Here is a 12,063-nt window from a genome sequence, read left to right as displayed (position 1 = left end):
GACCAGCGCGGTCGCCAACCGCCCGGTCGAGGCCCTTTCGGAGACCACCCCCAGCGCAAGCCGAGGCAGCGCACCAGCAGGCCCTCCTGCGCCACGTGCAGGTCACCGGCGCGACACCCGGTGGTCAGACGGGTGAGGGAGGGTCGTGGCATGAGCTCGGGGGAGATCGATCGCCGTACCGTCGTCCGCGCTGCTGCGCTCGCCGCTGCCACCTCCGGTGGGGTGCTGCTGGGGGGTGGGCCGGCGTCAGCGCGGGGTGTGCCGGCTCTCGTGCGGCGGGGCAGGCCCGAGCTGACGCACGGGGTGCAGGCCGGTGACGTGCACGCCGGGCAGGCCACGCTGTGGGGGCGGGCCGACCGGCCGGCGCGACTCGTCGCGGAGACCTCGCGCGACCCCTCCTTCCGGCGCGCCGTGACCGTCCCTGGTCCGCGCGTCACGCCCGACACCGACCTCACCGGGCAGTGGACGGTGCGAGGGCTCCCGCCCGGGACCGACGTGCACTACCGGCTGCGGGCCGTCGACCTGCACGACCCGCGCCGCTCGGGACGTCCCGTCTCCGGCCGGGTCCGGACGCTCGGCGGACGGCGGCGCGACGTCCGCTTCCTGTGGTCCGGCGACGTCGCCGGACAGGGCTGGGGCGTCAACCCCGACCTGGGCGGCTTCCGCATCGCCGACGCGATGGCCCGCCGCGACGCCGACTTCTTCCTCTGCAGCGGCGACACCGTGTACGCCGACGGTCCCGTGCAGGCGTCCGTGCCGTTGTCGGACGGCCGGACGTGGACGAACCTCGTCACGGAGGAGAAGTCGAAGGTCGCCGAGACCCTCGCCGAGTACCGAGGCCAGTACCGCTACAACCTGGAGGCGGAGAACTGGCGCGCATTCCTGGCGAGCACCGCGCAGGTGACGCAGTGGGACGACCACGAGGTCACCAACAACTGGTACCCCGGCGAGGTCCTGGACGACGCGCGGTACACCGAGCGTCGCGTCGACGTGCTGGCGGCGCGGGCGCGGCGCGCGTTCCACGACTACGTGCCCGTCGCCGAGATCTCGCCCGACCGGGTCGGCCGGGTCTACCGCGTCCTGCACCAAGGACCGCTGCTCGACGTCTTCGTCCTCGATATGCGCACCCACAAGGACCCGAACACGGCCAATGACGAGACCTCGGGCGACGGAGGGGTGCTCGGCGCCGAGCAGACCCGCTGGCTGCTGCGTGAGCTGCGCGCCTCCCGCGCCACGTGGAAGGTCATCGCGGCGGACCTGCCGATCGGGCTGGTCGTGCCCGACGGCAGCAGCGCGCAGGAGGGTCTGGCCCAGGGCGACGCCGGGGCGCCGCGCGGTCGCGAGATCGACATCGCGCAGGTCCTCACGGCGCTGCAGGACGCCGGCATCCGCAACCACGTGTGGCTCACGGCCGACGTGCACTACACGGCGGCGCACCACTACTCGCCCGACCGGGCCGCCTACCAGCGTTTCGACCCGTTCTGGGAGTTCGTGTCCGGCCCGTTGAACGCCGGTGCCTTCGGACCGAACCGGCTCGACGCGACGTTCGGTCCGCGCGCGGAGTTCGTCGCCGCCCCGCCGACGCCCAACACCGGACCAGCGGACGGGTTCCAGTTCTTCGGCGAGGTCGAGATCGACGCCGTCACGCAGGCGCTGACCGTCACGCTGCGCGACGTCGAGGGACGGGCGCTCTACACCCGCACGCTCGCACCGCAGCGCCGCTGACCCGGTCGGCGCGCCGCGCGGCTTGGGCCCGCTCCGGGCCTCAGCGCGGGACGCGACGAGCGACCGAGGTGAGGGTCAGGTCCTGGTAGGCGACCCGCGTGCCCCGTACCCGCACGGAGAGCTGCTTGCCGCGCAGGGCCCTCGTGACGAGCAGGGTGCGGTCGTCCGCGCGACGCAGGGCCTTCCCGTCCGCGTACCACTGGACGGCCGTGTAGGTGCTGCGCGGCGTCCAGGTGCCGAGCGACACCGACGCGCGCGTGCCGACGCGCAGGGAACCCCGCACGACGGGGCGAGGCGCCGAGAACACGCCGGCGCCGACGCGGACGCCCGCCGAGGTCCGGTCGATCGGGACGTAGCGGTCTCGGTCGGCCCGCAGTCGGACTGACAGGCGCGCGTGCAGGTCGTCCCGACCGAGGCGGAAGGTCTGCCCCGTCGCGCCCCGCACCGGCTCCCCGTCGAGGTACCACTGCACGCCCTGCGTGGTCGGCTCCGGCGAGATCGCGTCGTAGGCGACCCGCGCGGTCCCGCCGACCCGCACGGATCCGACGACCCGCGGCACGCCGCCCTCGAACGCGGCGTCGTAGCGACCCTCGCGGGTGACGGTCACGGTCGCGCGCTCCGCCTGCTCGCCGAAGACGACGGTGAGCCGGCCGCTGCGCAGCGTCGTCCCGGGCCCGAAGGCCCCGTCCCACGACGGCGACCCGTCGTCGGCGGGTGCGGCGCGCGGCACGAGGTTGAGCAGTCCCTGCTCGGTGGACGTGACGGTGACGCCGGTCGTCCAGCGGACGCGGTGGCTGCGTCGCTCGCCGCCGTAGGGTGCGTCGGCGTCCAGACCGGTCCGGTCGCGGTAGTCGAACCACAGCCGGTGGCCGGTGCTCGCGTCGCGGACCGCGAGCCCGCGCAGGCCGCTGGCGGCGCCACGCGAGGCGAGCTCGAAGGTACGGGTCTCGTCGAGGTCGTCGTCACCGTCGAAGACGGCCACCTCGCCGGCCTGGAGCACGCCCAGCGCCGAGCGGACGACGGAGTCGAGCGCGCCGGGCTCGCTCCCGAGCGACGCGGCGCCGGTGCCGGTGCCGCCATAGGGGTTCGCCGCGACCTGCACGACCCGACCGTCGTCGTCGAGGATGCGGGCGTGCACGGTCGGGACGCGAGCCACCCTGCCGACCAGGGGGTGCAGCGTCGGTCGCACCGCGTCGCGTCCGAGAGACAGGCCGATGGTGGCCGGGTCGTCTCCGCGGCGCTCGATCGTCCATGACGGGTCGTCACAGGGCGTCAGCGCCAGGACGCTCACGTCGGTGTCCGCGAGGTCGGTGCCGTCGAGCTGCGCGGCTGCCCACCGTCGGACGTCCTCCTCGGCGCAGGAGGTGGGGGCCTGCGAGGTCGTCACCGTACGACCGCGCCCGAAGACCCAGCCGGTCTCCGCACGCCACCGCGCGAGGACGCGGTCCACGTCGTCCAGCGCCGCTGACGTGCCGTTCGGGTAGGTGGTCGGGTCGTCGGCGTCGGCGACTACGACGGCCAGCACCGGCGCGGGCGTCGGGGGCGCCGCCTGGGCGCTCGAGGCCGTGACGGCCAGGACGCCCGTCACGAGGACGGCGGACAGGACCGTGACCGGGGCACGACGGCCTCGAGAGGGGTGCGGCACCGCGCCAGCCTAGGAGCGCGACGACGCTGGGGAGGCTGATGCGGTGAACACCAGCCGAACGGTCGGTGTCGGGACTCAGCCGAAGTCGGCGGCGGCCTTCTGCGCCATCGCCAGGAACGACTCGTTCGACTCCAGCTTCGCGCTCAGGTCCTTGACCTTGCGCGCGTCGCCGGCCGCCTCGGCCTTCGCGAGGGCCTCACGGGTCTCGTCGATCGCGCGCTGCAGCTTGCCGATCATGTCGTCGGCGCGGGCGGACTTCTCGGGGTCCGAACGCTTCCACTCCTGCTCACCGGCGGCCCGGACGGCCTGCTCGACCGTGCGCAGACGTCCCTCGAGCTCCTTGACCCGGCCGCGCGGCACCTTGCCCGCGGCCTCCCAGCGGTCGGCGATGTCGTTGAGCGCGCGACGTGCTTTGTCGAGGTCGGTGACGGGCAGCAGCGCCTCGGCCTCGACCAGGAGCTGCTCCTTCACGACCGCGTTGGCCGCGAACTCCTCGTCGAGCGCGGCGTTCGCGGCGTCACGGGCCTGGAAGAAGACGTCCTGCGCGGCGCGGAAGCGCTTCCAGAGCTTGTCCTCGACGTTGCGCGGCGCGGAGCCGGCGGCCTTCCAGCGGGTCATGAGGTCGCGGTAGGCGCCCGACGTCGGGCCCCACTCGGTGGAGGAGGAGAGCGCCTCGGCCTCGGCGATCAGCTTCTCCTTGACCTTCTGCGCGGCCTCGCGCTGGGTGTTCTGCTCGGCGAAGTGGGCCTTGCGCTTGCGCGTGTACGCGGTGCGCGCGGCGCTGAAGCGGTGCCAGAGCTGGTCGTCGGCCGACTTGCTGAGCCGGGGGAGCGCCTTCCACTCCTCGAGCAGCTCGCGCAGCCGGTCGGCGCCTGCACGCCAGTCCTGGCCGGCCGCGATCTTCTCGGCCTCCTCGACGATGCGCGTCTTCGCGACGGTCGCCTCGGCGACCTTGGCCTCACGCTCCGCCCGACGCTCCTCGCGCTGCTTCTCGATGGCGGGGGCCAGCGCGTCCAGCCGCGCCTCGAGGGAGGCGAGGTCGCCGATCGCGGCGGCGTCGGTCACCTCCCCGCGCACCTTCGCGACGGCCTTGGCGGCCTCGTCGGGCGACAGCGCACCCGAGGCGAGACGCTTCTCGAGGAGGTCGACCTCGGTCTCGAGGCCCTCGAAGCGTCGGACGTAGAAGGCGAGCCCCTCGGCGGGGTCCCCGACCTTCCACTCGCCGATCTCTCGTTCGGAGTCACCGGTCTTGACGAAGACCGTCCCCTCGGCGTCGACGCGGCCCCACGGGTGCTCGGCGGTGGTCATGGCGACAGTCTAGGAGGACGCCACCCCGACTCCGCCACCCCGCCGCCCGTCGGGACGCCTCGGCGGGGCGCCCGCCGTGGTCCGGGGGCCGCCACGCCCCGCGTACCCTGTGGGGCGTGCTGCTCACGTCCTTCCCCGCCGGCCCCCTGCAGGCCAACTGCTACGTGCTCGCCCGCGAGGCGGGTGCCGGGTGCGTCGTCGTCGACCCGGGCATGGACGCCCTCGACGGGGTCCGCCAGGTCGTCACCGAGCACGACCTGCGCGTCGAGGCCGTCCTCGTCACCCACGGTCACTTCGACCACCTCTGGAACGCGCAGGACGTCGCACGCGAGTTCGACGCGCCGGTGTGGATCCACCCCGCCGACCGGCACCTGCTGAGCGACCCGATGGCGGCGATCTCCGGACCGTCCGCCGCGATGCTGCGCGCGCAGTTCGGCCTGCACGACCTGCCGGAGTTCGTCGAGCCCGCCGACGTGCGCGACGCCGTCGACGGTGCCGTGATCGAGGTCGACGGCCTGAGCCTCAGCGTCGACCACGTCCCCGGCCACACGCCCGGCACCGTCTACTACCGGGTCGACTGGGACGGCAGCGGCGTCTCCGAGGGGACGGTGTCGCAGGTGATGTTCTCCGGCGACTTCCTGTTCGCCGGCTCGATCGGTCGCACCGACCTGACCGGCGGCGACCACGACCAGATGCTGCAGAGCCTGCGCGAGAAGGTCCTGCCGCTGCGCGACGACGTCGTCGTCCTCCCCGGTCACGGCCCGCAGACGTCGATCGGGCGCGAGCGCGCCACCAACCCGTTCCTCGCCGAGCTGCAGGAGGGCTGACATGGCGAAGCTGAGTGGATTCCCCGAGCTGCTGCCCGCCGACCGTGCGGTGGAGGTGGCGGTCGTCGACGCCCTGCGCCACGTGTTCGAGCTGCACGGGTTCGCCAACGTCGAGACGCGGGCCGTCGAGCCCGTCGAGACGCTGCTGCGCAAGGGCGAGATCGACAAGGAGGTGTACGTCGTGCGTCGCATCCACGACGACGCCTCCGTCGAGGTGGGCTCCCGCTCCGACGCGCTCGCCCTGCACTTCGACCTCACCGTGCCGTTCGCGCGCTACGTCGTGGAGAACGCCGGCAAGCTGGCCTTCCCGTTCCGTCGCTACCAGGTCCAGAAGGTGTGGCGCGGCGAGCGTCCGCAGCAGGGCCGCTTCCGCGAGTTCACGCAGGCCGACATCGACATCGTGGGCGACGGCACCCTGCCCTTCCACGCCGACGTCGAGGTCGCGCGGGTGATGGCCGAGGCGCTCGCCGCCGTCTCGAGGGTCCTCGGCGCCGGACCGGACGACCCGTCGTGGTTCACGTTGCAGGTCAGCAACCGCAAGGTGCTCGAGGGCTTCTACCGTGGCCTCGGCGTCGCGGAGCCCACCGCCGTCATGCAGGTCGTCGACAAGCTCGACAAGCTGCCGGGCGAGCGCATCCTCGAGCTGCTCGCGGAGACCGGCCTCGACGACGACCCCGCCCGCGCCTGCCTCGCGCTGGCGGAGATCAGCACCGAGGACACCTCGTTCGTCGAGCGGGTCCGCGCGCTCGACGTGCAGCATCCGCTGCTCGACGAGGGGCTCGACGAGCTCGCGACGGTGGTCGCCGCGTGCGCCGACGTCGAGGGCGTGCGGGTGACCGCCGACCTGCGCATCGCGCGCGGGCTCGACTACTACACCGGGACCGTGTTCGAGACGCGCATGACGGGGCAGGAGCAGCTCGGCTCCGTCTGCTCCGGCGGGCGCTACGACGAGCTCGCGTCCGACGGACGGCGCACGTACCCCGGCGTAGGCATCTCGCTCGGCCTGTCGCGGCTGCTCGTGCCGCTCGTCGCGAACGGTCTGACCAGCAGCCGACCCGTGCCGTCGGCCGTGCTCGTCGCCGTGACCGACGAGGAGTCGCGGGCGGCGAGCGACGCCCTCGCGCAGCGGCTGCGGCGCCGTGGCATCCCCACCGAGGTGTCGTCGGCGGCGCAGAAGTTCGGCAAGCAGATCCGCACCGCCGAGCGGCGCGGCATCCCGTACGTCCTCTTCCCGGGCGAACCGCCTAGTGTCAAGGACATCCGTACCGGCGACCAGGTCGACGTCGACCCCGACACCTGGACGCCCCCCGCCGCCGACCTGACGCCCACCGTCGTCGGGCTCGGCCACCACTCGAAGGAGACCACGCCGTGATCCGCACCCACGCCGCCGGAAGCCTGACCGCCGCCCAGGTGGGCGAGCAGGTCACCCTCGCCGGATGGGTGGCGCGCCGGCGCGACCACGGCGGGGTCGCGTTCATCGACCTACGCGAGGCCAGCGGCGTCGTGCAGGTCGTCGTCCGCGAGGAGGTCGCGCACCAGCTGCGAGCCGAGTACTGCCTGAAGATCGTCGGCACGGTCGAGAAGCGTCCCGAGGGCAACGAGAACCCGGCCATCCCGACCGGCGAGATCGAGGTCATCGCGAGCGACGTCGAGATCCTCAGCGCCTCGGCGCCGCTGCCCTTCCCCATCGACGACGCCGCGTCGTCGAGCGCGGGCACGGTCGGTGAGGAGGTGCGGCTGCGCCACCGCTACCTCGACCTGCGCCGCTCGGGCCCGGCCCACAACCTCCGCCTGCGCAGCAAGGTCAACGCCGTCGCACGCGAGGTGCTCGGCCGTCACGAGTTCGTCGAGGTCGAGACGCCCACGCTCACCCGCTCGACCCCCGAGGGCGCCCGCGACTTCCTGGTTCCTGCGCGCCTGCGTCCCGGCAGCTGGTACGCGCTGCCGCAGAGCCCCCAGCTGTTCAAGCAGCTGCTCATGGTCGGCGGCCTGGAGCGGTACTACCAGATCGCACGCTGCTACCGCGACGAGGACTTCCGCGCCGACCGGCAGCCCGAGTTCACCCAGCTCGACGTCGAGATGAGCTTCGTCGACCAGGACGACGTCATCGCGCTCGCCGAGGAGATCTACGCCGAGCTGTGGCGGCTCATCGACGTCGAGCTGCCCCGGCCGTTCCCGCGGATCACGTACGCCGACGCGATGCGTCGCTACGGCTCGGACAAGCCCGACCTGCGCTTCGACCTCGAGCTCGTCGAGCTGACCGACTACTTCAAGGACACCCCCTTCCGCGTGTTCCAGGCGCCTTACGTCGGCGCGGTGGTGCATCCGGGCGGTGGCTCGCAGGCCCGTCGCACGCTCGACGGCTGGCAGGAGTGGGCCAAGCAGCGCGGCGCTCGTGGCCTCGCCTACGTGCTCGTGGGCGAGGACGGCACCCTGGGCGGTCCGGTCGCGAAGAACCTGTCCGAGGCCGAGCGCGAGGGACTCGCGGAGGCTGCCGGCGCGAAGCCGGGCGACGCGATCTACTTCGCCGCCGGCCCCACGAAGACGATGCGCCAGCTCCTCGGTGCCGCGCGCATCGAGATCGCCCGGCGCGAGAACCTCATCGACGAGTCGGCGTGGGCGTTCTGCTTCGTCGTCGACTGGCCGATGTTCGAGGCCGTGAGCGAGCTCGACTCCGGCGACGTCGCGGTGGGCGGCGGCGAGTGGACCGCCGTGCACCACGCGTTCACCGCGCCGCAGGACCCCGCCTCGCTCGACGACCCGGGCAGCTCGATCGCCCAGGCCTACGACATCGTCTGCAACGGCAACGAGGTCGGTGGCGGCTCGATCCGTATCCACCGCCCCGACGTCCAGAAGCGCGTCTTCGAGATCATGGGCATCGGCGAGGAGGAGGCGCAGGACAAGTTCGGCTTCCTGCTCGACGCGTTCGCCTACGGAGCCCCGCCGCACGGCGGCATCGCGTTCGGCTGGGACCGCACGGTCGGTCTGCTGGCCGGCACCGACTCCATCCGCGACGTCATCGCGTTCCCGAAGTCCGGCGGCGGGTACGACCCGCTGACCGCGGCGCCCGCGCCGATCACGCCCGAGCAGCGCGCCGAGGCCGGGGTCGACGCCGAGCCCGAGGACGACGAGGAGGACGCTGCCCCCGCGTCGTGAACTCGCGCCGGCCGGTCGACCCTGCTCAGCGCGCGGTCGTCGGCGAGGGCCACGCGAGCGTTCGGGCAGCGTGGCAGAGCACGAACCAGGGGCCGACCAGCTCCACGACCTTGTCCGAGGGGAGCGTCAGCCGGGCTCGCCAGGGCGTGTGCGCCAGCCGGGAACGGCGGACCCCGTATCGCGGGCGCACCACGACCGCGACGGGGTGTGGCAGCACGATTGGCGTGCGAGAACCGGTCGTGACCGTCGCGAGGACCAGGCCGTCGACCGTGACCTCCAGGACCCACCTGAATCCTCGCAGCCCCGGGGCCACGACCCGCTCGCCCTCGGTGACGTCGAGCATCCCGACGTAGCCGTCGTGGCGCGCGCCCGGGAACAGGCTCCAGACGTGGAGGGTGCCCCCCAGAAACGCGTCGAACAGGTTCGTGACGGTGTTGCTCAGCAGCCAGTACGTGACGGCGAACGGTCCCGGTCGCCGGACGTGCCAGGAGCCACAGTCGTCACGAGCAGGACGCAGCTGCACGGTGGCCCTCAGCCGAGCAGGTGGCGGACGCGGGTCCAGCCCGGGTCGCGCTCGTCGGTGACGGTCAGTCCGTGGGTCGAGGCCCATCGGGCGACGTCGGCGCCGGCGTTCTGGTCCTCGCCGTCGGTGTAGACGTGCAGGGTCCGGGTGCCGTCGGTCGTCACCTGGGCGACGACCAGCCCGCGCGGCTCGATGGTCGCGGTGAGGGAGTCGTCGAGGGCCTGCAGCCTGCCGAGCTCCTCGGGGGAGGGCAGACCGCGTTCGTCCGGCTGGAACGTGGCGACGAGCGCGTGGTGCAGGTCGAGGGTCGGTGCGTCGACCCATCGCGCGCCGGTGCGGGCGAGCGCGAACACCGGACGACCCTCGGCGGTCTGTCCAGAGAGCGCCGACCACACGTCGGTGTCGCGCTCCTCGGCGCACACGGCCACCGCAGCCTGCAGGTCCGCCACGGTGCGTGCCGGTGACGGGGCGTCGACCAGCGGCTCGACCCCGCCCACCCAGCGCGCGACGTCGTCCTCGCCCAGCGCCCAGTCGAGCACCATGAAGGTCAACGGGCCGTGCACCCGCTCGGGCAGCTCGGCGAACGCTGGATGGTGCACGCCGACGTGCACGCGTAGCGCCTCGAGGTCGGTCTCGACGGCGAGCACGACCTTCGCGAGGTCGACGGCGGCACCGTCGACCTCGAGCACGGCGTCGAACGCGGTGGGGTCGGCCTCGACCGCCGGCGCGTACTCCCACGTGGCGTCCGTCGGGGGAGCGGCACGGAACCACCGCTCGGCGGCGGGACGGGCGTCGGCGAGGCCGCCGGCCGACACGGTGAGCCGGTGCTGCGCGGTGCGGCCGGGACCCAGGTGCCAGGTCAGGTCGGGGTCGATCGCCGCCAGCAGCCCGTCGAGCGCGGCGTGGGCCGGTCCTGCCTGAGACGGGTCGAGGTGCCGCCCCTCCTCGGTCCACCAGTCCCAGAACGCGCCGACGGGTGTGGGGCCCGGCCGGGCGGGCTCGTCGGCGGGGGCGGAGCGTGAGAACGGACCCATGGCCTCACCCTGGCACAGCATCCGGACGTGTCGGCGCCGGTGACTAGGCTCGTGGGGTGAGCGACGACGGACTGTTCGACCTGCCCGGGGACGACGTGCGCCCCGTGGCGCGTCCGGACTCCTCGGGCTCGCTCGCCGGCAACGCCCACTCCTCGGCGCCGCTCGCGGTGCGCATGCGCCCGCGCACGCTCGACGAGCTCGTCGGCCAGGAGCACCTGCTCGTGCCGGGGTCGCCGCTGCGGCAGGTGATCGACGGCGACCAGCCGCTCACGATCCTGCTCTGGGGACCTCCGGGCACGGGGAAGACCACGATCGCCTCCTTGATCAGCAACCACACGCACCGACGCTTCGTCGAGGTCTCGGCGGTCTCCGCGGGCGTCAAGGAGGTCCGCGACGTCATCGCCGGCGCCCGGCGCGCCCTGCAGAACGGCGTCGAGACGGTGCTGTTCGTCGACGAGGTGCACCGCTTCTCCAAGGCCCAGCAGGACGCACTGCTGCCGGGCGTGGAGAACCGCTGGGTCTCGCTCATCGCCGCCACCACCGAGAACCCGCACTTCAGCGTCATCTCGCCGCTGCTCAGCCGGTCGCTGCTGCTCACCCTGCAGTCGCTCGACGACGGCGACGTCGCCGTCATGATCGACCGGGCGGTCCAGGACGACCGGGGCCTCGGGGGACGGGTCAGCCTCACCGACGACGCCCGCGACCACCTCGTGCGGCTGGCCGGTGGCGACGGTCGTCGTGTCCTCACCTACCTCGAGGCCGCCGCGGGGGCGACGCTCAGCCAGGGTCGCACCGAGGTCACCGTCGACGACGCCGCGCTCGCCGTCGACAAGGCCGCCGTGCGCTACGACCGCCAGGGCGACCAGCACTACGACGTCACGAGCGCCTTCATCAAGAGCATCCGCGGCTCCGACGTCGATGCCGCCCTGCACTACCTCGCGCGCATGGTCGAGGCGGGCGAGGACCCCCGGTTCATCGCACGACGTCTGATGATCCACGCCAGCGAGGACATCGGCATGGCCGACCCGACGGCGCTGCCCGTCGCCACCGCCACCGCGCAGGCCGTCGCGCTGATCGGGTTCCCCGAGGCGCGCATCCCGCTCGCCCAGGCGGTCATCCACCTCGCCACCGCGCCCAAGTCGAACGCCGTCGTGCGGGCGATCGACGCCGCCCAGGCCGACGTCCGCGCCGGCCGGGTGGGTGCCGTGCCCCCGGCGCTGCGCGACGCGCACTACTCCGGCGCCAAGAAGCTCGGCCACGGGCACGACTACCGCTACGCCCACAACGACCCGCGCGGCGTGGTCACCCAGCAGTACGCGCCCGACGACGTCGACGGACGCGACTACTACGAGCCCGGCCGCCACGGTCACGAGGCCGCCGTCGCCGACCGGGTCGCGCGGATCCGCGCCATCCTGCGCGACCGCTGAGCCCAAGACCGGCTGCTGCGCTGCCGCGGGTCGTCGCGACCGCGGTGCTGCGCTGCGTGCGGGGTCGGGGCCTGCTGGTGCGCTGCCGGCGTCCGTCTCTTTCTGCCGCTGCGCTGCCCGCGCCCGTCTCGGCCCGCCGCTACGCCGCCTCGGCTGGCGCTGGGGTGGCCTCCGAAAGGGCCTCGACCTGGTGGCCGGGTGGGGGCTGGTCCGGGCCTCGGGGCGCGGCTGGGCGGTCGGGTGACGCACGATTCTTCCTTCGTGCGCTCAGGCCCTCACGATGTTGCGTTCGTGTCCGGATCCCGTCACGAACGCAGCCTGGTCTCAACCGGTAGTTGCAAGACGATGTGACTACTGGAGGTGGGTATGCCTGGTTCTCGTCTGGTCGAGGGTGAGCGGTGGGTGATCGAGCGTGGTT

9 protein-coding genes are annotated in these 12,063 nt (G+C 73.3%); 5 read left to right on the top strand and 4 right to left on the bottom strand.

The features are described 5' to 3' along the window. The first annotated feature begins 150 nt into the window (after positions 1-150). Complete coding sequence (locus A6Q81_RS12655; protein WP_286690675.1) at positions 151-1,725, top strand: alkaline phosphatase D family protein; 1,575 nt, start codon at positions 151-153, stop codon at positions 1,723-1,725. Positions 1,726-1,765: 40 nt separating this feature from the next. Here A6Q81_RS12655 and A6Q81_RS12650 read toward each other — a convergent pair whose 3' ends face one another. After that, positions 1,766-3,370 (bottom strand): hypothetical protein, encoded by a 1,605-nt coding sequence (locus tag A6Q81_RS12650; RefSeq protein ID WP_286690674.1) that lies wholly within the window; start codon positions 3,368-3,370, stop codon positions 1,766-1,768. Between the two features lie 75 nt (positions 3,371-3,445). After that, positions 3,446-4,678: a DUF349 domain-containing protein gene (locus A6Q81_RS12645; RefSeq protein WP_067857890.1), complete on the bottom strand. Its 1,233-nt coding sequence runs from the start codon at positions 4,676-4,678 to the stop codon at positions 3,446-3,448. Positions 4,679-4,794: 116 nt separating this feature from the next. Here A6Q81_RS12645 and A6Q81_RS12640 point away from each other — a divergent pair, with 116 nt between their 5' ends. Genes A6Q81_RS12640 through aspS form a run of 3 tightly spaced genes read left to right on the top strand, consistent with a single transcriptional unit; the run spans position 4,795 to position 8,661 of the window. Then, the gene (locus A6Q81_RS12640) at positions 4,795-5,505 is read left to right on the top strand and encodes an MBL fold metallo-hydrolase (protein WP_286690673.1); all 711 of its coding nucleotides are present in this window, start codon (positions 4,795-4,797) and stop codon (positions 5,503-5,505) included. Between the two features lies 1 nt (position 5,506). After that, positions 5,507-6,877 (top strand): histidine--tRNA ligase, encoded by a 1,371-nt coding sequence (hisS, locus tag A6Q81_RS12635; RefSeq protein WP_286690672.1) that lies wholly within the window; start codon positions 5,507-5,509, stop codon positions 6,875-6,877. Then, positions 6,874-8,661, top strand: a complete 1,788-nt coding sequence (gene aspS / locus A6Q81_RS12630) for an aspartate--tRNA ligase (RefSeq protein ID WP_067857881.1) — start codon at positions 6,874-6,876, stop codon at positions 8,659-8,661. The genes hisS and aspS overlap by 4 nt, the downstream gene beginning before the upstream one ends. Before the next feature lie 25 nt (positions 8,662-8,686). Here aspS and A6Q81_RS12625 read toward each other — a convergent pair whose 3' ends face one another. Together A6Q81_RS12625 and A6Q81_RS12620 are read right to left on the bottom strand one after the other, a co-directional pair. Then, positions 8,687-9,184, bottom strand: a complete 498-nt coding sequence (locus tag A6Q81_RS12625; RefSeq protein ID WP_067857878.1) for a hypothetical protein — start codon at positions 9,182-9,184, stop codon at positions 8,687-8,689. Between the two features lie 8 nt (positions 9,185-9,192). Then, complete coding sequence (locus A6Q81_RS12620; RefSeq protein ID WP_158509202.1) at positions 9,193-10,218, bottom strand: DUF695 domain-containing protein; 1,026 nt, start codon at positions 10,216-10,218, stop codon at positions 9,193-9,195. 56 nt (positions 10,219-10,274) lie between these two features. On the opposite strand from A6Q81_RS12620, the gene A6Q81_RS12615 reads away from it, so the two are divergent. Then, positions 10,275-11,645 carry a replication-associated recombination protein A gene (locus tag A6Q81_RS12615; protein ID WP_236749707.1) on the top strand — a complete coding sequence of 457 codons (1,371 nt, stop codon included), beginning with the start codon at positions 10,275-10,277 and terminating at the stop codon, positions 11,643-11,645. The last annotated feature ends 418 nt before the right edge of the window (positions 11,646-12,063 follow it).

Source organism: Aeromicrobium sp. REDSEA-S38_B2, assembly GCF_001628525.1.
Classification (GTDB): domain Bacteria; phylum Actinomycetota; class Actinomycetes; order Propionibacteriales; family Nocardioidaceae; genus Aeromicrobium; species Aeromicrobium erythreum.
Note: the sequence above shows the minus strand (reverse complement) of the source record. Positions and strands in the feature narration are given on the sequence as shown.